This window comes from Cryobacterium sandaracinum (genome assembly GCF_004403415.1).
Classification (GTDB): domain Bacteria; phylum Actinomycetota; class Actinomycetes; order Actinomycetales; family Microbacteriaceae; genus Cryobacterium; species Cryobacterium sandaracinum.
Window position 1 is genome coordinate 41,331 of sequence record NZ_SOGO01000040.1, and the last position, 22,120, is coordinate 63,450.

At 68.0% G+C, this 22,120-nt stretch carries 22 protein-coding genes; 6 read left to right on the forward strand and 16 right to left on the reverse strand.

Annotated elements, in window-relative coordinates:
- Positions 1-2: 2 nt before the first annotated feature.
- The 11 genes from miaB to thyX form a co-directional block, all read right to left on the reverse strand.
- Positions 3-1,721, reverse strand: a complete 1,719-nt coding sequence (gene miaB, locus E3T25_RS14760) for a tRNA (N6-isopentenyl adenosine(37)-C2)-methylthiotransferase MiaB (RefSeq protein WP_134375114.1) — start codon at positions 1,719-1,721, stop codon at positions 3-5.
- A 61-nt stretch (positions 1,722-1,782) separates the two neighbouring features.
- Complete coding sequence (locus E3T25_RS14765; RefSeq protein ID WP_134375116.1) at positions 1,783-2,526, reverse strand: regulatory protein RecX; 744 nt, start codon at positions 2,524-2,526, stop codon at positions 1,783-1,785.
- 3 nt (positions 2,527-2,529) lie between these two features.
- Positions 2,530-3,663, reverse strand: a complete 1,134-nt coding sequence (recA, locus tag E3T25_RS14770; RefSeq protein ID WP_104170109.1) for a recombinase RecA — start codon at positions 3,661-3,663, stop codon at positions 2,530-2,532.
- A gap of 259 nt (positions 3,664-3,922) precedes the next feature.
- Complete coding sequence (locus E3T25_RS14775) at positions 3,923-4,144, reverse strand: DUF3046 domain-containing protein (protein ID WP_104101179.1); 222 nt, start codon at positions 4,142-4,144, stop codon at positions 3,923-3,925.
- 9 nt (positions 4,145-4,153) lie between these two features.
- Entirely contained in the window at positions 4,154-4,459 is a 306-nt protein-coding gene (locus E3T25_RS14780) for a helix-turn-helix domain-containing protein (RefSeq protein ID WP_104101176.1), read from the reverse strand.
- A gap of 189 nt (positions 4,460-4,648) precedes the next feature.
- Positions 4,649-5,206 (reverse strand): CinA family protein, encoded by a 558-nt coding sequence (locus tag E3T25_RS14785; RefSeq protein WP_370247996.1) that lies wholly within the window; start codon positions 5,204-5,206, stop codon positions 4,649-4,651.
- The gene (gene pgsA / locus E3T25_RS14790; RefSeq protein WP_134342204.1) at positions 5,199-5,798 is read right to left on the reverse strand and encodes a CDP-diacylglycerol--glycerol-3-phosphate 3-phosphatidyltransferase; all 600 of its coding nucleotides are present in this window, start codon (positions 5,796-5,798) and stop codon (positions 5,199-5,201) included. The genes E3T25_RS14785 and pgsA overlap by 8 nt, the downstream gene beginning before the upstream one ends.
- Positions 5,799-5,801: 3 nt before the next feature.
- Positions 5,802-8,747 carry an FtsK/SpoIIIE family DNA translocase gene (locus tag E3T25_RS14795; RefSeq protein ID WP_134375118.1) on the reverse strand — a complete coding sequence of 982 codons (2,946 nt, stop codon included), beginning with the start codon at positions 8,745-8,747 and terminating at the stop codon, positions 5,802-5,804.
- Between the two features lie 124 nt (positions 8,748-8,871).
- The gene (locus E3T25_RS14800) at positions 8,872-10,548 is read right to left on the reverse strand and encodes a ribonuclease J (RefSeq protein WP_194087816.1); all 1,677 of its coding nucleotides are present in this window, start codon (positions 10,546-10,548) and stop codon (positions 8,872-8,874) included.
- 28 nt (positions 10,549-10,576) lie between these two features.
- Complete coding sequence (dapA, locus tag E3T25_RS14805) at positions 10,577-11,554, reverse strand: 4-hydroxy-tetrahydrodipicolinate synthase (protein WP_104101302.1); 978 nt, start codon at positions 11,552-11,554, stop codon at positions 10,577-10,579.
- Positions 11,555-11,605: 51 nt separating this feature from the next.
- A complete protein-coding gene (thyX, locus tag E3T25_RS14810) occupies positions 11,606-12,343 on the reverse strand; it encodes an FAD-dependent thymidylate synthase (protein WP_104101167.1) in 738 nt (245 codons plus the stop codon).
- Positions 12,344-12,421: 78 nt separating this feature from the next.
- Here thyX and E3T25_RS14815 point away from each other — a divergent pair, with 78 nt between their 5' ends.
- From E3T25_RS14815 to E3T25_RS14830, 4 genes are all read left to right on the forward strand, one after another.
- Complete coding sequence (locus E3T25_RS14815) at positions 12,422-12,895, forward strand: TlpA family protein disulfide reductase (RefSeq protein WP_134342208.1); 474 nt, start codon at positions 12,422-12,424, stop codon at positions 12,893-12,895.
- Positions 12,876-13,400: a DUF4395 domain-containing protein gene (locus E3T25_RS14820; protein ID WP_134375122.1), complete on the forward strand. Its 525-nt coding sequence runs from the start codon at positions 12,876-12,878 to the stop codon at positions 13,398-13,400. Before E3T25_RS14815 ends, E3T25_RS14820 begins: the two co-directional genes overlap by 20 nt.
- Positions 13,401-13,498: 98 nt before the next feature.
- Positions 13,499-13,924 (forward strand): OsmC family peroxiredoxin, encoded by a 426-nt coding sequence (locus E3T25_RS14825; protein WP_134375124.1) that lies wholly within the window; start codon positions 13,499-13,501, stop codon positions 13,922-13,924.
- A 16-nt stretch (positions 13,925-13,940) separates the two neighbouring features.
- Positions 13,941-14,831 carry a TIGR01777 family oxidoreductase gene (locus E3T25_RS14830; protein ID WP_104101158.1) on the forward strand — a complete coding sequence of 297 codons (891 nt, stop codon included), beginning with the start codon at positions 13,941-13,943 and terminating at the stop codon, positions 14,829-14,831.
- Positions 14,832-15,093: 262 nt separating this feature from the next.
- Here the strand turns inward: E3T25_RS14830 and E3T25_RS14835 are convergent, their stop codons facing one another.
- Complete coding sequence (locus E3T25_RS14835; RefSeq protein WP_134375126.1) at positions 15,094-15,531, reverse strand: tetratricopeptide repeat protein; 438 nt, start codon at positions 15,529-15,531, stop codon at positions 15,094-15,096.
- Positions 15,528-16,310 (reverse strand): 4-hydroxy-tetrahydrodipicolinate reductase, encoded by a 783-nt coding sequence (dapB, locus tag E3T25_RS14840; RefSeq protein ID WP_134375128.1) that lies wholly within the window; start codon positions 16,308-16,310, stop codon positions 15,528-15,530. The genes E3T25_RS14835 and dapB overlap by 4 nt, the downstream gene beginning before the upstream one ends.
- A gap of 44 nt (positions 16,311-16,354) precedes the next feature.
- Here dapB and E3T25_RS14845 point away from each other — a divergent pair, with 44 nt between their 5' ends.
- On the forward strand, positions 16,355-16,921 hold the full coding sequence (locus E3T25_RS14845) for a GNAT family N-acetyltransferase (protein WP_134375129.1): 567 nt from the start codon (positions 16,355-16,357) through the stop codon (positions 16,919-16,921).
- Here the strand turns inward: E3T25_RS14845 and E3T25_RS14850 are convergent.
- The 3 genes from E3T25_RS14850 to E3T25_RS14860 form a co-directional block, all read right to left on the reverse strand.
- Positions 16,918-17,520, reverse strand: coding sequence for a histidine phosphatase family protein (locus E3T25_RS14850; RefSeq protein WP_104101149.1), 603 nt, complete (start codon positions 17,518-17,520; stop codon positions 16,918-16,920). The genes E3T25_RS14845 and E3T25_RS14850 overlap by 4 nt on opposite strands.
- A 143-nt stretch (positions 17,521-17,663) precedes the next feature.
- A complete protein-coding gene (locus E3T25_RS14855) occupies positions 17,664-19,019 on the reverse strand; it encodes a M16 family metallopeptidase (protein ID WP_104101147.1) in 1,356 nt (451 codons plus the stop codon).
- 73 nt (positions 19,020-19,092) lie between these two features.
- Complete coding sequence (locus E3T25_RS14860; protein WP_134375143.1) at positions 19,093-20,160, reverse strand: aldo/keto reductase; 1,068 nt, start codon at positions 20,158-20,160, stop codon at positions 19,093-19,095.
- A gap of 272 nt (positions 20,161-20,432) precedes the next feature.
- On the opposite strand from E3T25_RS14860, the gene E3T25_RS14865 reads away from it, so the two are divergent.
- Positions 20,433-22,052 carry a peptide chain release factor 3 gene (locus E3T25_RS14865; protein WP_134375131.1) on the forward strand — a complete coding sequence of 540 codons (1,620 nt, stop codon included), beginning with the start codon at positions 20,433-20,435 and terminating at the stop codon, positions 22,050-22,052.
- The last annotated feature ends 68 nt before the right edge of the window (positions 22,053-22,120 follow it).

The window sequence follows — 22,120 nt, forward strand, 5'->3', positions numbered from 1 at the left end:
GCCTAGCGCTCCCCGTCGGTGACGTCGTAGATCGGCGTGGTGCTGGAACTGGCCACCGCGGGCGAGCCCACGGCCCGGTCGGGTAGGCGCAGGGTCGGCAGACCGAGGGAGACCGAGCCAGACCCGCCTGCTGCTCCGCCGTGACTGGGCACGCCGCAGGACTCGGCTTCGAGGCGGTCCCAGGCGTCGCCGGCGATGGTGCGCCGGATGCGCAGCGGAGCCCCGTCGACAGAGTCGGCGATCAGGTGGAAGGGGGCCGCCTGGGTGACCGTGACGGTCACGAGGTCGCCCGGACGGGGCAGTTCCGAGCCTTCCGGCACGTCGAAGTGCACGAGCCGGCTGTCAATGGCGCGACCGCTGAGTCGACGGGTGTCGGCGTCCTTGCGGCCCTCGCCGTTGGCGACGAGCAGTTCGACCTCGCGACCGACCACAGCCTGGTTCTCCTCCCAGGAAATCCGCTCCTGCAGGGCGGCGAGGCGCTCGTAACGATCCTGCACGATCTCCTTGGGGACCTGGTCGGGCAGCGTCGCGGCGGGGGTCCCGGGCCGGATGGAGTACTGGAAGGTGAAGGCGGTGGCGAACCGGGCCAGCTCCACGACCCGCAGGGTCTCCTGGAAGTCCTCCTCGGTCTCGCCGGGGAAGCCGACGATGACGTCCGTGCTGATGGCCGCGTGCGGCATCTGCGCGCGCACGCGGTCGAGGATGCCGAGGAACCGCGCCGACCGGTAGGAGCGGCGCATGGCCTTGAGGATACGGTCCGAGCCGGACTGCAACGGCATGTGCAACTGCGGCATGACCGACGGCGTCTCGGCCATGGCGTCGATCACGTCGTCGGTAAAGGCAGCCGGGTGCGGGCTGGTGAAACGGATGCGTTCCAGCCCCTCGATCTTGCCGGCCGCGCGCAGCAGCTTGCCGAAGGCGAGACGGTCGCCGAACTCAACCCCGTAGGAGTTGACGTTTTGGCCGAGCAGGGTGACCTCGATCGCCCCGTCGTCGACGAGGGCCTGGATTTCGGCGAGGATCTCGCCGGGACGGCGGTCCTTCTCCTTACCGCGCAGCGCGGGCACGATGCAGAACGTGCAGGTGTTGTTGCAGCCGACGGAGATGGAGACCCAGCCGCTGTAGCTCGAATCGCGCTTCGTGGGCAGGGTCGAGGGGAAGGTCTCGAGGGAGTCGAGGATTTCGAGCTGGGCCTCGCCGTTGTGCCGTGCACGCTCGAGCATGCTCGGCAGCGACCCCATGTTGTGCGTCCCGAAGACGACGTCGACCCAGGGTGCCTTCTTGAGGATGACGTCCTTGTCTTTCTGGGCCAGGCAGCCGCCGACGGCGATCTGCATGCCGTCGTGGCGGCGCTTGACCGAGGCCAGCTGCCCCAGGTTGCCGTAGAGCTTGTTGTCGGCGTTCTCGCGGACGGCACAGGTGTTGAGCACAACGATGTCGGCTTCCTCCCCGCCGGCCGTCACGTAGCCGGCCGCTTCGAGCGACCCGCTGAGCCGTTCGGAGTCATGCACGTTCATCTGACAGCCGAAGGTGCGCACCTCGTAGGTGCGGGCCCGGCCCTCAGCATCGTGCGCCGCCTGGCTTGGAGCAATCAGAGTCGGCGCGCTCAAGGCCGCGGTACGCAGGGCCGAGGTGCGCAGGGCCGCGGTACGCAGGGCCGACTGCTGCGGGTCCAGCGTCTCGGCGCTGGAGAATGGGGGCGTAGCGGTGCTGCTGGTCATAGTGGGTACCAGCTTACGCGTGGCACCTCCGAAACCGGGCCGGGTTGCCCCGACCCGCTCCCTACTGGAACCGCACCCGCGATGGCGAACCACCGCGGGAGGCAAGGGCGGCCTTCACCGCCACGCGCACGATGGACGAGGAATAGCCCTTGCGCATCAGGAACGCGTTGAGTCGACGGTCGATGGTCTGGTCGTCGAGCCGCCCGAGCTGCCCCACCCGCTTGACGGCTATTTCGATGGCCCGTTCCGTCTCGTCGTCGGGCATTTCGTCGAGCTTTTCCAGGATGAGGTCCTGATCGAGCCCACGGCGGCGCATCTCCGCCTGCACACCGGAGCGCCCCAGGCCTTTGCGCTCGTGGTGGCTGTGCACGATCTGATCGGCGAGGCGGCCCTCGTCGATGTAGGACAACTCGATGAAGCGCTCGATGATCTCTTCGATCTCGTGCTCAGCGACCTCCGTACCGCCAAGAACTGCGCGGGCCTCGGCCGCCGACAGGGACCGGCCGCGCAACCGCTGGCGCAGCACCCCCTCGGCGTGCTCGCGATCGGCGGCGGCCCGGGACGCCACACCCTCGGGGGTGTCGTCCCCGTCGTCGGCACCGCCACCGGCACCGCTGTCGACTGCGGGGCCGCTCGACGCCGCCGGACCACCGTCGCCGAGATACGTGACCGGCGCCAGTTGTTCGTCGGCGATCGGCGCCGCCTCGAGCTCGGCCGGCCGGGTCGCGGCGGTGCCGCGGGCCGCGCTCTTGCGACGTGCCGCACTCAGCGACGCGACCTCGTCGGCCGGCTCGAAGTGGACCATGCGCTACGCCCCCTTGCGGGCGGCGAGCTTGGCCTGGAGGGACTCCGCCTTGGCGGCTGCGGCCTCCTTGGCTGCGGCTGCGGCGACCAGGGCGGCTGCGGCGTCGATTGCGGCCTGCGCCTTCTTGGCGGCCGCACCCTCGGGGCTGATCCCGAGCTTGAAGAGGATCTTGTTCTCGATCTCGTTGGCCATCTCCGCTTCACGCAGCAGAAAGTTGCGCGAGTTCTCCTTGCCCTGGCCCAGCTGGTCGCCGTCGTAGGTGTACCAGGCGCCGGACTTCTTGACGATGCCGTGCTCGACACCGAAGTCGATCAGGCTGCCTTCCCGGGAGATGCCGATGCCGTAGATGATGTCGAATTCCGCCTGCTTGAAGGGCGGTGCCATCTTGTTCTTGACGACCTTGACCCGCGTGCGGTTACCGACGGCCTCGGTGCCGTCTTTCAGGGTCTCGATACGGCGGATGTCGAGGCGCACCGACGCGTAGAACTTGAGCGCCTTGCCACCGGCGGTGGTCTCGGGGCTGCCGAAGAAGACCCCGATCTTCTCGCGCAACTGGTTGATGAAGATCATGGTGGTATTGGTCTGACTGAGGCCACCGGTGAGCTTGCGCAGGGCCTGGGACATCAGACGGGCCTGCAGGCCCACGTGCGAGTCACCCATCTCACCCTCGATCTCGGCGCGGGGAACCAGCGCGGCGACGGAGTCGATCACGATCAGGTCAATGGACCCGCTTCGCACGAGCATGTCGGCAATTTCCAGCGCCTGCTCACCCGTATCGGGCTGGGAGACGAGGAGCGCGTCGATGTCGACTCCGAGCTTGCGGGCGTACTCAGGGTCCAGAGCGTGCTCGGCGTCGATGAAGGCGGCGATGCCGCCGTTCTTCTGCGCGTTCGCGATGGCGTGCAGGGTGAGCGTGGTCTTTCCCGACGATTCCGGACCGTAGATCTCCACGATGCGACCTCGGGGCAGGCCACCTATGCCGAGGGCCACGTCCAGAGCGATCGACCCCGTGGAGATCGTCTCGACGGGGGCGCGCTCGTCGCTGCCCAAACGCATGATCGAACCCTTGCCGAACTGGCGGTCGATTGCTGCAAGAGCGGTGTCGAGGGCTTTTTCGCGATCTGCTGATGATGCCATGAGTGATCTCCTTCGGTCGTGCATTCCGGCGCCTATAGGCTGTCGCGTTTGGCTACCGGGACGACCCCGACACCCGCTTTCAACAAGGCATGTGCTCTCTGTCGCTGACACAAACCGACTGTACGCGGCACGTCCGACAGAGCCGGGAACGGGGAGCGGCAGTGGATAAGCCGTCTTCGACTCCTGCTGTGGAGGAGTATATCAAAATGCGAACACGCATTCGAGAATTCCACGGAATCCAGGGCGTGTCGAGCGAAAACTAGCTGCGGGCGGCGGGGAGTCCCGCGCCGTACCAACGGGCCTTCGGGACATCCGTCTCGGCGCAGAGGGCAAGCCAGACGTCGCGCGCCGAAGCACCGCCGGCCAGAGCCTGGTCGGCGGTGCATCCAAACGGGGTCAGGATGAGATCTCGAGTGAGGACGCGGCCGTAGCCTTCGCCGAACTCGTCGCTCAATGCCTGACGGAACTCACTGAGCCGCATGGGATGGAACTAGCGCACCATCATGTCGTCGTAGTTGGCCACGAGCTCGTCGGGCACAGTGTCGGGGAATCTGTCGATTCCCTCGATGATGGCCAGTCGGTCGCCGACTTCCCGCATGATGACCGAGATCGGGGTCTCCAACGCTTCTGCAACGGAAGCCAGAATCTCGGAAGACGCTTCTTTCTGGCCACGCTCCACCTCGCTCAGATACCCGAGGGCCACACTGGCCCTGCTGGCTACCTGACGGAGTGTGCGCCCTTTCTGCAGGCGGAAGTCCCTGAGCACATCGCCGATTTCCTGTCGAACAAGAATCATCGGAACCTCCTTCTCGTACTGATTATGTGTTGCTTATCGAGTACCGTTTTATACTTCTGGCGCCCACTCAACCGGGTGGTTGCGTGTGTTGGATCGCAAGAGTACTACAACCTTGAACACCCTGACACTACCGATATCGACTGGGCTTTTCTTGTGAATATGCTCGTTGTAACCACGGAATTCGGGGAACTATTCCACCGCGTCACGGGCTAACAGCTGCCACACAGCTTCGACGGCCGCGGCCACGGAGGCCGCTCGAACGAGGGCACGGTCTCCGTGCAGCCGGAGCGGGATGACCGATATTTCTCCTTCACGAGCCAGCCCGAGGAACACCGTTCCCGGCTCGTGGCCACCCTGGCCGTCGGGCCCTGCCACACCCGTCGTGGCGATGCCGATGTCGGCGGGCCGGCCGTCGACGGCGAGGCGCGTACGCACGCCCTCCGCCATCTGCAGGGCAACCTGCGGGTGCACCGGGCCGTGCTCCTCGAGCAGAGCCGCGTCGACGCCGAGGAGGGTGTGCTTGAGCGCACTCTGGTACGCCACCACTCCCCCGTTGACGACGACGGATGCGCCGGGGATGCGGATGAGTTCGGCTGTCAGCGCCCCGCCGGTAAGGGACTCGGCCACGGCGATAGTGAGGCCGCGGCGGGTGAGCTCGGCGACGAGGCGCGCGGTGGCATCCGTCGCCCCGGGTATGTCAGCAGGTGACAGGGCCTCGTCGAATGCCGGAGGAATCGGATCAGCCACGGTCGTGCTGGAGCCGGTTCTCGCGCCGCGCGGCCACGAGGTAGTCGAACCCGGTGACGACGGTAACGATGAGGGCGAGGGCCATGGCCGTCCAGTTGACCCAGTAAATCCAGTCGCCCAGCAGCAGCCAGAGGGGCACGAGGGCGAGGGAGATCGCCACGGACTGCAACACGGTCTTGAGCTTGCCACCCCGTGACGCCGGGATGACCCGGTCCTTCAGCATGACGAACCGGAACACCGTGATGCCGACTTCACGCACGAGGATGACGATGGTCACCCACCACCACAGTTCGCCGAGGATGGAGAGGCAGACCAGGGCTCCGCCGGTGAGCACCTTGTCGGCGATCGGATCGAGGATCTTGCCGAGGTCGGTGACCAGGTTGTGCCGACGGGCGATGGCCCCGTCGATCCCGTCGGTGGCGATGGCCACGATGAACAGGGCGGCCGCCCACCAGCGCAGCGCGCCGTCCTGGCCGGCGTCGGCGAGGAGCATATAGATGAACACCGGCGCGAGCAGGATGCGCACGATCGTGATCAGATTCGGGAGATTCCAGTTGCTGGGCCGGACGACCGGCGTGGATGGTGTGGCCATGGGTCAGTCCCTGTCGGTCAGTTGCCAGGCGTCTTCATCGGGAGATGCGTCTTCTTCAAGGTACCCCTCCGACATTTTGGCGACCGGGTCGTCGGCGTAGCGCGGATCGGGCGGGCCGGGCGTGTGCTGGGCCGCGGACTGGTGAGCTGCGGCGGCCTGAGCGGTGGCCGTGGCGGCGTGGTGTTCGGCGTCGGAGCCGCGCAGCAGGGCCAGCACGCCGGGCAGCTGCTCCACGGAGACGAGCACGTCGCGCGCTTTCGATCCCTCGGAGGGACCGACGATTTCGCGGGACTCGAGCAGGTCCATCAGGCGGCCCGCCTTGGCGAAGCCGACCCGGAGCTTGCGCTGCAGCATCGACGTGGACCCGAACTGGGTCGACACGACCAGTTCCGCCGCTGCGAGGAGCACCTCGAGGTCATCTCCGATGTCGGAGTCGATTTCTTTGCGGGGGGCGACCATGGAGACATCCGGCCGGTAGTCGGGGCGGGCCTGCAGAGTGACGTGCTTGACGACGCGTTCGATCTCGGCCTCGTTCACCCAGGCCCCCTGCACGCGGATCGCCTTGGAGGCTCCCATCGGCAGGAACAGGGCGTCGCCCTGCCCGATCAGCTTGTCGGCGCCCGGCTGGTCGAGGATGACCCGGGAATCGGTGACGCTGGTCACGGCGAAGGCGAGGCGGGAGGGCACGTTGGCCTTGATCAGGCCCGTGACGACGTCGACGCTGGGGCGCTGGGTGGCGAGCACGAGATGGATGCCCGACGCGCGGGCCAGCTGGGTGATGCGCACGATCGAGTCTTCGACGTCGCGCGGTGCGACCATCATCAGGTCGGCGAGCTCGTCGACGACGACCAGGAGGTAGGGGTACGGCTTGAGGCTGCGCAGGCTGCCGGCGGGCAGCACGATCTCGTTGTTGACGACGGCCTTGTTGAAGTCGTCGATGTGGCGGAATCCGAAGCTGGCCAGGTCGTCGTAACGCATGTCCATCTCCTTCACCACCCACTGCAGCGCCTCGGCGGCCTTTTTCGGACTGGTGATGATGGGCGTGATCAGGTGTGGAACCCCCGCGTAGGCAGCCAGCTCGACCCGCTTCGGGTCGATCAGCACCATGCGCACGTCGCTCGGCTTGGCCCGCATGAGCAGGCTCGTGATCATGGAGTTGACGAAGCTGGACTTGCCGGAACCGGTGGAACCGGCGACCAGGAGGTGAGGCATCTTGGCGAGGTTGGCGAGCACGAAGCCGCCGCCGACGTCTTTCCCGACGCCGATGGTCATCGGGTGGGTGCTGTTCGAGGCCGCCGGGGAGCGGAGCACGTCACCGAGGGTGACGATTTCGCGGTCGGTGTTGGGGATCTCGATGCCGATCGCGCTCTTGCCCGGGATCGGCGACAGGATGCGCACCTCGTTTGAGGCGACGGCGTAGGAGAGGTTTTTGCTCAGCGCGGTGACGCGCTCCACCTTGACTCCGGGGCCGAGCTGGATCTCGTACTGGGTGACGGTGGGGCCGCGGGAGAAACCGGTCACCTTCGCGTCGACCTGGAACTGGCGGAGCACCTCGGTGATGGACTTGACGATCTCGTCGTTGGCCGCCGACCGGGCCTTGGCCGGCGGGCCCTTGGTGAGGGTCGTGTCCGAGGGCAGCAGGTAGGGTGCGGCGGGCTGGTCTGATGCCGGCGGAACCGGGGCCGGCACCAGGGACAGGGGCGTGTCGGCGGAACCGGCGGCCCCACCGGCCGCGGCCGGGTCGAGTGCGTCGAATCCTGCTCCGGTCAAACCGGGAAGAACCTCGGTCAGGCCCGTCTGGTCGTCGGCCTGGAGCCCGGTCGACGAGCCCTGCGGCAGGTCGATCGCGCCCGTGAAACGTTTGAGGACGTCTTCGGCTCGGAGCAGGTCTTCGAGCACCTCGGTGCCGTAATGGTCCTGGTTGGGACCGGGGGTCGTCGGCGTCGTCTCCAGCGCGGTGTCGAAGCTGCCTCGTTTGTCGCCGCCGAGCAGGGTGCGCAGCGGGTCGGCGCCGTGCGGGCCTGCGGCGTTCGGATCGTCGGCGGGGGTACCGGCGCCGTTCGGGCCGAGCGGCCCGCCGAAGTCAGGGTCCTCCTCGCGCTTGCTCGTGTTGCGCCGCCACCAGGGCAGCGCTCCGGCATCTCCGTCGTCATCGTCGACCCCGTCCAGTTCGACCTGAACGGCCTTCTCATGCTTCGCTTCCCGGGCGGCGGCGCGCTCCTCGGGATCGGGGAGCTGGGCCCCGAACAGCCAGGCATAGAGCTCCCGGCTGCGTTCACCAATGCGGTTGGGCGGGGTCTTGGTGATGATGAAGAGGCTCAGGGCAAGAAGCAGGATGACGACGATGGTGGCACCGATCGCCGTGGTCAGGTAGATCAGGGGGGCAGCGATCATCCAGCCGATGACACCGCCGGCCAGTGCGAGGGTCTCCATGCCGTCGCTGGGGGCAGGCTGGCCACCGAAGATGTGGCAGAGACCCGACACCGAAACGAGTAGCACGGATAGTCCGATGCCGATGCGGCCGTTGTCGTGCACCGAACTGGGTTTGCGGAACAGCCAGACGGAGAAGAGCAGCATGATCACGGGCAGGGCGAACGCGACGCGGCCGAACAATCCGCCGAAGGTCCAGGCGTCGAGGGTCTGGGCGACCGCGTTGTTGATCAGGAACCACTCGATCACGGCGCCGGCGACCGAGAGCAGCACGAGGAAGAAGGGCAGGCCGTCGCGGCGCTCTTCTTTGGAGAGCTTCTCCGGGCCGAGCGCGCGGGCAGCCCCGCCGGTCACGTGGGCCAGGGCCATCCACGACCGCACGAACAGGCTCGGCCTGACCTCGACCGCGGTGAACTTGACCGTCTTCTGAGCGGCGGTGCGGGCTGCGGGCTTGCGCGCCGGGGTGCCGCGCGCAGGCGTGCTGCGGGCGCGACCGTTCGACTTAGTGCTCGTAGCCATGCAACCACGGTACTTCGATCCCCCGACATTGGGGCTTAGGCACGCCAAAACGCCTGCGGGCGGCGATCAGCGACCGCGACATCAGGGCTGGGCGGACGCGCGGCATCCGTCGCCCTCGGCGGGATCAGGCCTCGATCACCAGAGGGACGATCATCGGGCGGCGACGGAAGGCGGTATTCACCCAGCGGCCGACCGTGCGGCGCACGATCTGCTGCAGCGCGAACGGGTCGCGCACCCCGTGCTCGGCGGCTTCCGCCAGGGCCGCCTCGATTTTCGGGCGCACGGCGTCGAACACCGAGGCGTCTTCGGCGAAGCCCTTCGCGTGGATCTCGGGCCCGACGATCACCTTGCCGGTGGCGGCGTCGACCACGATGATAATCGAGATGAATCCCTCCTCGGCGAGGGTTCGGCGGTCCTTGAGGTCGGCCTCGGTGATCTCGCCGACGGTGGAGCCGTCGACGTAGACGTAGCCGAGGTCCAGCTGGCCGACCTTGGTGGCCACACCGTCCCGCAGGTCGATAACCGTGCCGTCCTCGGCAAGGAGCACGTTCGCCTCCGGCACGCCGGTCTGCACCGCGAGCTTGGCATTGGCGACCAGGTGCCGGTATTCGCCGTGCACGGGCAGCACATTCTTCGGCTTCAGGATGTTGTAACAGTAGGTCAGTTCCCCGGCGGCGGCGTGCCCGGAGACGTGCACCTTCGCATTACCCTTGTGCACCACTGTGGCGCCCAGCTTGGTCAGGCCGTCGATGATCCGGTAGACCGCGTTCTCGTTGCCGGGAATCAGGCTGGACGCCAGGATGACGGTGTCGCCGTGGCCGACTTCGATCTGATGGTCCTGGTTGACCATCCGGCTGAGCACGGCCATCGGCTCCCCCTGCGAGCCCGTGGACATGTAGACGATCTTGTCGCCCTGGATGTTGCCGACCTTCCTGAAGTCCACCAGCACACCCTCCGGCACCCGCAGGTGGCCGAGGTCGGCGGCGATGGTCATGTTGCGCACCATCGAGCGGCCCAGGAGCGCGACGCGGCGACCGTTCGCGTGGGCCGCATCGAGCACCTGCTGCACCCGGTGCACGTGGCTGGAGAAGCTGGCCACGATCACCCGTCGGGGAGCCCGGGCGATGACGTCGTCGAGGACGGGGCCGATGGAGCGTTCCGTGGGTGTGAAGCCCGGGACATCCGCGTTGGTGGAATCGACCAGGAACAGGTCGACGCCCTCAGTGCCGAGGCGCGCGAATTCGCGCAGGTCGGTGAGGCGGTTGTCGAGCGGCAGCTGGTCCATCTTGAAGTCGCCGGTGTGCAGCACGGTGCCGCCGGCGGTCTTGATGGCCACAGCCAGGGCGTCGGGGATGGAATGGTTGACGGCGACGAACTCGAGGTTGAACGGGCCGAGCCGTTCCGTCTGGCCCTCCTTGACCTGCAGCGTGTACGGCGTGATCTTGTGTTCCTTGAGCTTTGCCTCGATAAAGGCGAGGGTCAGGCCCGAACCGATCAGCGGAATGTCCGCACGCAGCTTCAGAAGGTAGGGGACGGCGCCGATGTGGTCCTCGTGGCCGTGCGTGAGCACGACCGCGAGGATGTCGTCGAGGCGGTCCCGGATGGGGCTGAAGTCGGGGAGGATCAGGTCCACGCCCGGCTGGTGCTCCTCGGGGAACAGCACCCCGCAGTCGACGATCAGCAGCTGGCCGTCGATCTCGAACGTGGTCATGTTGCGGCCGATTTCGCCGAGGCCACCGATCGGCGTGATGCGGAGGGTTCCCGCTGTGAGCGGGGCCGGGTCGTACACATCGATGGGCACAGGCCCTCCTCGGGGTTCGGTGGAGCGGTTAGCGTGTCGTTCCGGCGACCTTCGGCAGGGCGCCGCCGGCCGCGGCATTGCGGTCCGGGCGGAAGTTGGAGAAGTTGACCCCGGGGATGTTCTTGACCAGGTCTATTTCGTCTTCGATCTGGGCGGCTTCCCACTCCTCCGGGCCGACGAGGGGCAGGCGCACGCGCGGGCTGTTGATTCGGCCGAGGCCGTGCAGGATGTACTTGACCGCGACCGTACCCGGAACGTGCGTCATGCAGGCCCGCACCAGCGGTTCGAGCTGCTGATGCGCGGCGGTGGCCGCCTTCAGGTCGCCCGCATTCACGGCGTCGACCATCTGGCGATACGGGGTGGCGGCGATGTTCGCCGTGACCCCGATCAGGCCGGTCGCCCCGATCGAGAGGTGCGGCAGAACGTTGGGGTCGTCGCCGGAGAAGTACATCAGGTCGGTCTGGTTGAGCACGCGGCTGACCTGGGCCAGGTCACCCTTGGCGTCTTTGACGGCGAGGATGTTCGGGTGCTTCGCGGCCCGCAGGATCGTCTTGTATTCGATCGGGATACCGGTGCGTCCGGGGATGTCGTAGAGGATCACGGGCAGATCCGTGGCATCCGCGATCATGCGGAAGTGGGTGAGAACGCCGGCCTGGGTGGGCTTGTTGTAGTACGGGGTGACGATCATGTTGCCGTCGGCGCCCGCCTTCTCGCTCTGCTTGGCAAGCTGCATGGCGTGGGCGGTCTCGTTGGACCCGCCGCCGGTGATGATCTTCGCGCGTCCGCCCGAGATATCCTTGCCGACCTCGACCAGGCGAATCTTCTCCGCGTCGGTGAGGGTAGACGTCTCACCGGTGGTGCCGGTGACGACGATGCCGTCCGCTCCGGCGTTGATGACGTCGTCGATGTGCTGGGCAACGCCCGCCCAGTCGACTTCGCCGTCGGCGGTGAAGGGAGTCACCAGGGCAACGAGGACCTGGCCGAAGGGATTCTGAGACATAGACACGAGGGACAGGCTACCGGTCAGTGTGCGGCCGCGCACCGCCGCGGCGTCACGTTACGGGGCGACGCGACCGTTCTTGTTGAAGGCGGCGTAGGTGAGCGGCATCAAGGTCGCGAACTGGTCTTCCATCTTCTCGGCGCACATCTCGATCTCGCGCTGCGGGAACGACGGGAAGTGGGTTCCCTCGCGCTTGGTACGCAGACTGAGAAAGTTCATCAGCGACCGGGCGTTCATGGTCACGTACATCGAGGAGAAGATGTTGAGCGGCAACACGATGCGGGCAACCTCGCGGGCCACGCCGGCTTCGAGCATCCGTTGATACGACGCGTAGGCGTGCGCGGAGGCCTCGCGGGTCAGCTGGTCGACCAGCGCGGCCTGCTCGGCCGTGCCGGGCAGGAAGTCGTAGGCGCCGGGCTTGCCGACCTGCACGAGGTTGCGGGTCGGGGCCGGAACGTAGAAGACCGGATTCAGCTCGCGGTAGCGGCCCGATTCCTCGTTATAGGAGGCGATGCGGTGCCGCATGAACTCGCGGAATACGAAGATCGGCGCCTGCACGTAAAAGGTCATCGAGTTGTGCTCGAACGGCGAGCCGTGGCGGTCGCGCATGAGGTAGTTGATCAGCCCGGCGTCACCCGTGCTCGGGGCGTCGCCGTCCGATTCCTCGAGCAGGGCCTTGGTCAGGGTCTGCTCCCCCTGAGTCGACACCCGTGCGGCGAACAGCACATCGGAGTCGTGGGCGCTTGCGCGCACCAGTTCGACGGTTACATCGGAGCGGAACTCAATTTCAGACACGGCTAAACGATACCTGCTGCACGCGTAACCTGTCGTCACACGGACCCGCCCGGCCCGAGATCCTTGTAACGTCGCAGCATGAGTTCGACCTCCGCCCTGATTCTCGTGCTGGTTCTTGTCTCGGGCACCACCGTGCTGGGCCTCTTCTGGCGGTCCCGCCAGGGGCGCCCCATCGTGGTCACCCCGGCGGCTCCGGAGGCGCTCGGCGTGCCGGACGCGCTCACGCCGGCGGATGTCAGCAGCCGGGTTCCGTTCGGCGCGAACGCCACGCTCGTGCAGTTCTCCACCAGTCACTGCGCCCGCTGCCCCGGCACCCAGGTGCTCCTCGCCGGCCTGGCCCGGTCCCGTCCCGGCGTCGCGCACCTGGACGTCGACCTGACCCACCGCCGCGACCTCGCGAACCGGTTCGGGATCCTGCAGACCCCGACCACACTCATCCTCGACGGAACCGGTCAGGTGCGCGCCCGGATCGGCGGCGTTCCGAACCGGGCCGGCGTCCTCCGGCAACTCGACGACCTCACCGGGAGCAGCCATGCCCAGTTCGCCCGCTGAGCCCCGGCCGCAGCCCTCCGCGCGCCGGGCCCGCCCGGATCGCCCGGACCTCGACCCGCGCGGACCACGCTTCGGCGCCGCGATCACGGCCGTTCTGCTCCTGGTGGTGGTGTTCCTGTCGCTGACCGGGGCATCCGTCGCCGCCTTCGTCCTCCTCACGATCCTGGCAGCCCTCTTTGCCTGGGGTGCGTTCGCCGGCGCCGGGCGGCACCCTTACGGCGTGCTGTTCAAGACCGTCGTGCGGCCGCGGCTCGGCCCGCCCACCGCACTGGAGAAAGCGGCCCCGCCGACGTTTGCGCAGGGGGTAGGGCTGCTGGTCACCGTGACCGGCGTGGTGCTCGGTCTGGCCGGGCTGACGCCCGCTGTGGGCGTCGCTGCCGCCGTCGCGTTCGTCGCGGCGTTCCTGAACGCCGTGTTCGATTACTGCCTCGGCTGCCAGCTGTACCTGCTCCTGGTGCGTGCCGGCATCCTCGGACGCGGGCCGACGCCGCTGGCCGGGAGCTGACGGCCGCCGCAGCCCCGTCCCTGATCATTGGCTGAGAGTGAACCCTATGTGGGCCGAGGCGACAGTTAGGCTGAAGCTTCACCTCAGGAGGCAACATCATGGCACTCACCAGCGAAGCAACAACTGTCTGGACCGGCGATCTGAAGTCCGGCAGCGGTACCGTCACCCTCGACTCCTCCAAGACCGCCGAGTTCCCGGTCACCTGGCAGGCCCGGTCCGTCGGCACCCCGAACACCACCAACCCGGAAGAGCTTCTCGGAGCCGCCCACGCGGCCTGCTTCTCGATGGCGCTGGCCAACGGCCTCAGCGCCGGCGGACACACTCCCGACAGCATCCAGACCACCGCGGCCGTGACCTTCGAAGCCGGCGTCGGCGTGGTGGGTAGCCACCTCCTGGTCAGCGCCAAGATCCCCGGCCTGACCGAAGAGGAGTTCGCGGTCTACGCCGAGGACGCCAAGGCCAACTGCCCGATTTCGAAGGCGCTCGCGGGCATCCCGATCACCATCGAAGCCGAGCTGGCGTAGGCGCGGCCCGCACACAATGCGAGTTCTCGTCTCCGGTGCGTCCGGACTGATCGGCACCGAGCTGAGCGCACAGCTGCGCGCGGCCGGCCACACCGTGGCCCGCCTGGTGCGCCGCGATCCGCGCGGGGCCGATGAATTCCGCTGGGACCCGGCCGCGCTGAGCATGGACCAGGGCGCCCTCGACGGCGCCGACGCCGTGATCAACCTGTCGGGGGCATCCATCGCCCGTCTGCCGTGGACGAAGGCCTATCGCCGGGAGATCCGTGACTCGAGGGTGCAGGCCACACGCACGCTGACGGATGCCATGGGCCGGCAGGCGACACCGCCAGCCGTGCTGCTCAATGCGTCGGCCGTGGGCATCTACGGCGACCGTCCGAGCGAGGTGCTCACCGAGAACTCCCCGGCCGGCAATGATTTTCTGGCGAAAGTCACCAGAGACTGGGAGGCCGAGGCCGCACGTGCGCCGGAGTCGACCCGTGTCGTCACCCTCCGCACCGGGCTGGTCATCGCCCGCGGCGGCGCCCTGAAGCCGCTTCTGCCGATCGTCAAGCTTGGCCTGGGCGGCCCGCTCGGCCGCGGCACCCAGCACTGGCCGTGGATCAGCCTGCACGACGAGGCCGCGGCCGTCGTGCACCTGCTCACCTCGACGCTGTCGGGTCCGGTCAACTTGGTCGGCCCGACACCGGCCACCGCGAACGACGTCATCCGGGCCGTTTCAGCCGGGCTGCACCGCCCGTTCCTGGTGCCGGTGCCGGAATTCGTGCTGACGCTCGTACTGCAGGATGCCGCTCGCGCACTGCTGCTCGCCGACCAGCAGATCGTGCCGGAGAGGCTGCACACAGACGGTTTCGTCTTCACCCACAAAACCGCGGCCGAGGCCGTGGCCTGGATGCTCAGCCGCCCGTAGTTCTGACGGTTCGCGGCCTCGGACGGCCAAGGCGCCACCCTGCCCGGGGTTCGGGCGCGGTCGGGGATGCGGGCGCGGTCGCAGCGGGCCGAGGGCATCCGTCGCGACGTAAACTCGGAGAAAATCGGGACACGCCGCATTTTTCGGCTGCTCCGGCGGCGTGTCGCGAAAAACTTTGCATTTAGCGCGCGGTGATGGATGCCGGTGAGCTGGTTCGAGGGCCGGGTCACCGGATTTCGGCGGGCTCACGCACCGGTGGAGGCTAGGCGCGCTCGAGGGAGATCGCGGTACGGATGGCGCTGCGGGCGCGACGGCGGTCCCCCGATGAGTTGTAGGCCAGGCCGAGCCTGAACCAGGCGCGCCAGTCGTCGGGGGCGGCATCGACGGCCGCCCGGTAGATCGGGAATTCGGCGTCGGCCTCGTCCCGCATGGGGCGTCCGCTCGGCCGGATCGGCAGTTCTTCGACGGGGAGCTCGCCCTCGGCCTCCAGCCGGCGCACGAGCCGCTCGGAGTTGCGCCCGAACCGGAGTTCGGCGACCAGCGCCCAGACTCCGACCAACGGGAGCACGAGAAGCGCCACCCCGATCACGATGCCGATGATTTCGCCGCTCTGCAGGAACAGCACCGCTCGCCAGCCGACGAGAACCAGGTAGAAGACCAGCAGCAGGGCCATCAGGCCGGCGGCAAGCCGGCCCTTCATACGGCGTCCTCACCCGGGTGGGCAGTTGTGGCCGTCGTCGGCGCACCCAGTCCGAGATCGATGATCTGGTCGAGCCCGACGGTGACGCCGACGGCCGTGCGGGTGGCCGCCAGGGCCAGCAGGATGCCACGTTCGTAGGATGCGGCCGACAGGGTGTTGTGGCTGATCGTGAGGGTCTCCCCCGCACCGCCGAAGAACACGTCCTGGCGGGCGAGCATGCCGTCGAGGCGCAGGCTGTGCACGGGAATGCTCGACACCTGCTGGCCACGGGCGCGCTGGTCGGTGTGCGGCGCCGACACCGGCCCGATTTCGGCCCTGGCCCGCCCGATCAGTTCGGCGGTGCGCACGGCCGTGCCCGACGGAGAGTCCACCTTGCCGGCCCGGTGGGCCTCGACGATCTCGATCGAGTCGAAGAAGCGGGCGACGAGCACCGACAGGCCGGTCGCGATGACCGACGCCATCGAGAAGTTGGGGATGATGACGACGCCGATCTCATTCTGCCCTGCGAGGCGGGCGGAGAGGGCGTCGATGCGGTACTGCGACCAGCCCGAGGTGCCCACGAGCACGCGCAGGCCGTGGTCCACCGCGAAGTCGACCACGCTTTGACTGACCCCGGGCAGGGTCAGGTCGATCACGATCTCCGCGCCGATCATCTCGGACAGGTCGCTCTTCGAGTTCAGGCCGGCGACGAGGACGTACTCCTCGGACTGCTCGACGAGACCCGAGACCAAGCGGCCCATCGTTCCCGATACGCCGACGATGGCCACCCGTGTTTTCATGGGTCCAATCTATCAATCGCGGGGCATCGAGTTAGCCTTGGGCCATGCCTGACTCCCCCGCCCTTGCCTTCACCGCTGTGTCGGTGACGGATGCCGGCTCCATCGTGCTGCTCACCCAGTACTTCAGCGATCGGGAGTCGGGCTTCCCGGCCGCGCAGGGCCGGTACCGCACCACGTTCCCCGATCCGGTCCAGTTCCTGCCGCCGTCCGGGGTGTTCCTGTTGGTCAGCGAGCAAATGGGACCGGCCGAACGAGCGTTTGTGGGGTGTGGCGGCATCCGTCGTCTCGAGGACTCCCCGACCGGAAATGTGCGGTTCGAGATCAAGCATCTCTGGCTGCAGCCGCAGGTGCGCGGGCGCGGCTGGGGGCAGTCGCTGCTGACCGAGCTCGAACGGCGCGCCCGGGAGTTCGGCGCCGACGACGTCGTGCTCGACACCAACGCGAGCCTGACCGCGGCCGGAGCACTCTACGCGCGGTCGGGCTACGAGTCCTGCGCGCCGTATAACGACAACCCGAATGCCACGACCTGGTATCGCAAGAGCCTCACCCGGAAGACGGACGGAGCCGGGCCAGCCGAGAGCCGGCCGCCCGGAACCCGCCTATCCACCTAGAACAGGAGCGGGTCCGGCAGACCGGTGCGCAGCTCCACGGGGAGGTGCCCGGTGTCGTTGTGGGTCAGCAGCGTCCAGGGGCGGCCCGGTTTTTGGTGCAGCACGGTGAGGCCGCAGTTCGCCTGGTTGATGCTGATCCACCGCCAGTCCGGGGCGCCCAGTACCTCTCGCACGAACCAAGCGATGACGAAGTTGTGGGTGATCAGCAGGTCGTGGCGTTCGCCGCGGCGCGGCTGGAGGAACTCGGCCACGGCGTCGCCCATCTGCGCGCTGCCGGCCTCGATGTCGGCCTCAGTGACCCTACCGAAGAACGGCGCATAGGCCGACGGCGTCTCCGGCGCCCTGCCGGAGGGGATGCAGTCGAAGAGCAGCGGGCTGGGCACCGAGGTCAGGGCCGGCAGTCGCTGCGCGATGATTTTCGCCGTGTCGGCGGCGCGCTGCAGCGGGGAGTGCCAGGCGTCCGTGAACGGCACGCCGCCGAGACGCTCGGCGATCAGCTGAGCCTGCCGGGTGCCGCGCGCGGACAGAGGCCCGTCGGGCATGCCGTGCTCGGCATCCTGCTGTTCACCGTGACGAACGAGGTAAATGTAATGGTGCAAGGGGATCTCTCTCAGTCAGGAGCCGCACATCAGCGTGTGGCCCCGGCTTTGGGTCTCGGTGGTTCTGGGCATTCAGTATCTGGGCACTGAGTTTTTGGGCTCCGAGTTTTTGGGTACCGAGTTTCTGGGCTCGACCGTTCTGCTCAGGAGGGCACGAAGGTCGGCAGGATCGCGGCGAAGACGTCGTCGTCGAGCGCGCCGACCGCGGAGATGGAGAGCGAGCCGGCGGCCAGTTCGGCGGCGAGGTTCTGAACGTCGTCGGCCGTGACGCGCGCGAGCCGGCGGAGGGCCTCGTCGAGGTCGATGAACTCGCCGAGGGTGATCTCGGCGCGGCCCAGCCGGGACATCCGGGTATCGGAGTCTTCAAGGGCGAGAGCGGATGCGCCGGACAACTGACCCGCGGCCCGCTTCATCTCGTCGGCCGTGACGCCGTTGTCGGCGAGTCGGTGCAGCTCGCCCAGCATCAGCTCGGCCACCTGGCCGGACTTCGCCGGGGTGCAGCCCGCGTACATGCCGAACAGTCCCGCATCCGAGTAGCCGGGCGCGAAGGAGTAGACCGAGTAGGCCAGACCGCGCTTCTCGCGGATCTCCTGGAACAGGCGCGAGGACATGCCCCCGCCGAAGATCGAGGTGAGCACGCTCATGGTGACGCGCCGCTCGTCGGTGGCCAGGAGGCCGGGGAAGCCCATCAGGATGTTCGCCTGTTCGAGCGGGCGGCGCACGATGGTGACCGGATCACCCTGACTGAGGGCGGCGGGGGCTCCGGACCGGCGGCCGACCGGGGGCGCGAAAACACTGAGGTCCCAGCCGGCGAGGGCGAGGGACCGGGTGACTGCTGCGACCAGCACGTCGTGGTCGACCGCGCCGGCCACGGTGACGACCAAGTCTTGTGGGCGGTAGTTCGCCCGGTAGTGCTCTAGAACGGCGGCATGGGTGGCCGCACGGATCGTGTCGGGACTGCCGCCGATCGGGCGGCCGAGCGCGTGATCTCCCATGACCGCCTCGAAAAAGCGCTCATTGGCGACGTCGGCCGGGTCGTCGTCGGCCATGGCCAGCTCTTCGAGGATGACGCCCCGCTCGTTCTCAAACTCAACCGGGTCGAGCAGCGACGACGTGAGCATGTCGGTGAGCACCTCGACCGCCATCGGCAAGTCTTGGTCTTGCACCTTGGCGTAGTAGCAGGTGTATTCCTTGGCCGTCATCGCGTTGTGCTCACCGCCGACCGAGTCGAAGGCGATCGCGATGTCGAGGGCGGTGCGCTTGGCGGTGCCCTTGAACAGAAGGTGTTCCAGAAAGTGGGTAGACCCGAAGTGGCCGGGCTCCTCGTCGCGGGAGCCGACCGCGACCCAGTAGCCGATGGTCAGGCTGCGGCTGCCGGGAACGTGTTCCGACACGATGCGCACACCGCTCGGCAGCACGCTGCGGCGCACCAGGGAATCACCTGCCGCGCGGAACGAGAGTTCGGGCAGATCCAGAGAGAATTCGACGGCACCGTTCATGACTAGTCCACCTTACGTCACGGCGCCGACGCGGCCCGGGTGCCGGCACCGGTGTTCGGCCGGCACCGGTGCGTCAGGCCGAGATCCGGTCGAGGTCCACCATGTCGCTGCGGGTCAGACGGATGCCGGCCGCCGTCACGAGGGCGTCGACCTGTTCGGGCTGGCTGGCACTGGCCACCGGCGCCACGACCGGCCCCCGTGCGAGCAGCCACGCGATCGCGATCGCCGCCGGCGGCGCCTCGTGCTCCTCGGCGATGCGGTCCAGCACCGCGAGCACGCGGAATCCGCTGCGGTTGCGGTATTGGGCGCCGCGGGAGCTGCGAGTGGTCTTCTCCAGATCGGTCTTCGACCGGTACCGGCCGGCCAGAAATCCGTGGGCGAGCGCGAAATAGGGGAGCACCGCCATTCCCTGGGCGCGGGTGACGAGGGCGAGAGAGGATTCGAATGCGGTGCGGTGCAGGAGGCTGTACTGCGTTTGCAGGGCAACGAAGCGGGGCAGGCCGTTCGCCGCGAGAACCCGGGCCTCCATCAGGCGTTCGGCGGAGAAGTTGGAGGCGGCGAGGTAGCGCACCTGACCGCGGCGCATGAGCACATCGACGGCGCCGAGGCTCTCTTCCAGCGGCACGGTCGGGTCGTCGAAGTGGAAGTGCAGCAGGTCGATGTAATCCGTCCCCAGCCGGTCGAGGGAGGCGTGCACGGCGCCGATGATGCTGCGGGAGGAGAGCCCGGGGTTGTCGAGGTTCTTGCCGATCTTGGTGGCGATGACGGTGCTGTCGCGAGTTCGGCGCGAGCGCAGCCAGGACCCGATGATCACCTCGCTGCGGCCGGAGGTGTAGCTGTCGGCCGTGTCGAGGAAGTTGCCGGCCAGGTCGCGGTGGCGGTCGAGGATGCGGTGGCTCGTGGCGCCGTCTGCCGTCCACCCGAACACGCTCGTGCCGAGTGCCAGCGGGTGCACGGTGAGGTCGGTGTCGGCAATCGTGCGGCGGAGCGCCAGGGGGGACGCCCCGGTCGCGGGGGCGGCCTGCGGGACGTACAGATCCGGGATCGCGAGCGGGGGCGGGGGCGAAAAAACCGCCTGCGGGGCGGTCGGGCTGGACGTCGAGATCGGAGCCGGGCCCTGTCCGGTCGGATGAGCGGGCATGCTGGTGGTCGTACGGCGGGAACCATGCATGCCCGGACGCGGCATCCGTCGTCTCCCTTCGGTTGAGCCGAGGTTATCCCCGGGGCCGAACGTTGCGAAGGACACGCCTGGACCGTTACCAAACCGTGCGCGCATTGGGCCTGAACCCCGCCGCCGGAAGCGGAGAACCAGTTCCCAGAGTGTGAAGTTAGAATCGGGGGAACCGATTCCTGAGTAGCGGCCGCCCAGGCAACGCCCCCCGCCTGCCCGAATCATCCGCGAAAGAAGGATCCATGACGCAGCTCGCCGACGTGTCCACGCCCGAGGTACTGAAAGAAGCGCGCAGGCGACGCACGTTCGCCGTGATTTCGCACCCCGACGCGGGGAAGTCGACGCTCACCGAGGCCCTGCTGCTGCACGCGCGGGCCATCACCACGGCCGGCGCCACGCACGGCAAGGCCGGCCGACGCGGCACCGTCTCCGACTGGATGGCGATGGAGCAGGCCCGCGGCATCTCCGTGACCAGCGCGGCGATCCAGTTCGAGTACCGCGACACCGTGATCAATCTGGTGGACACCCCCGGGCACGCCGACTTCTCCGAGGACACCTTCCGCGTGCTCTCCGCCGTCGACGCCGCAGTCATGCTCGTCGACGCCAGCAAGGGTCTCGAGGTGCAGACCATGAAGCTCTTCGAGGTGTGCAAGCAGCGCGGCCTCCCGGTGATCACGGTCATCAACAAGTGGGACCGTCCCGGTGCCGAGGCGCTGGACCTGATGGACGAGATCCGGGAGCGCACGGGACTCCTACCCACTCCCCTGACCTGGCCCGTCGGGATCGCCGGTGACTTCCGCGGCGTGATCGACCGGTCCTCGCACGAATTCATCCGCTTTCACCGCACCGCCGGCGGAACGAAAGCCGCCGAACCCGAGCGCTTGAGTGTGGCCGTCGCGGCCGCCGAGGAGGGCGCAGCCTGGGTCACCGCCACCGAGGAGTCCGAGCTGCTCGCCGAGGAGAGCCAGGACCACGATGAGGCCCGCTTCCTCGCGAACGAGACCACCCCGGTGCTGTTCGCCGCGGCCGTGCTCAACTTCGGCGTGCAGCACATTCTGGACACCCTCGTGGACTTCGCGCCGGCCGCGGAAGCCCGGGAGGACGCATCCGGTGGCCACCGCCCCGTGGACAGCGCCTTCTCCGGTTTCGTGTTCAAGGTGCAGTCCGGTATGAACGCCTCGCACCGCGACCACGTCGCGTTCGTGCGGGTCTGTTCGGGTCAGTTCCGGCGCGGGATGATCGTGACCCACGCGGCCAGCGGGCGGCCGTTCGCCACCAAGTACGCGCAGCACCTGTTCGGGCGCGAGCGGGAGGTGGCCGACGAGGCCTGGCCCGGCGACATCGTCGGCCTGGTCAATGCCTCCGCCCTACGGGTGGGCGACTCGATCTTCGAGATCGAACCGGTGGAATACCCGCCGCTGCCGATGTTCGCGCCCGAGCACTTCCGGGTGGTGCGGTCGGCGGACTCCAGCAAGCACAAGCAGTTCCGTCGCGGCATAGACCAGCTTGACCACGAGGGTGTCATTCAGGTGCTGCGGTCGGAGCTGCGCGGCGACCAGGCGCCGGTGCTCGGCGCGGTCGGGCCGATGCAGTTCGAGGTTGTGGAGGAACGGATGACCCACGACTTCGGCGCCGCCATTCGCACCGAGGCTCTGCCCTACCAGCTGGCCCGGCGCACCGACCGCGCGAGCGCCGAGATCCTCGGCCACGACCGCCAGGTCGAGGTGCTGATGCGCTCCGACGGCACGCTGCTCGCCCTGTTCAGCACTCCGTGGCGGCTGCGCAACACCGTGCGCGACCACCCCGAGCTGATGCTGGAAGACCTCGCCACGGGCAGCAACGAGGTCCCCGCCGCGTACTAGGCGAGTCGGTCCTGATTCGCAGGCCAGCAGCCCGAACGAATTCGACGGAGATTCTGCCGAAAACCGGC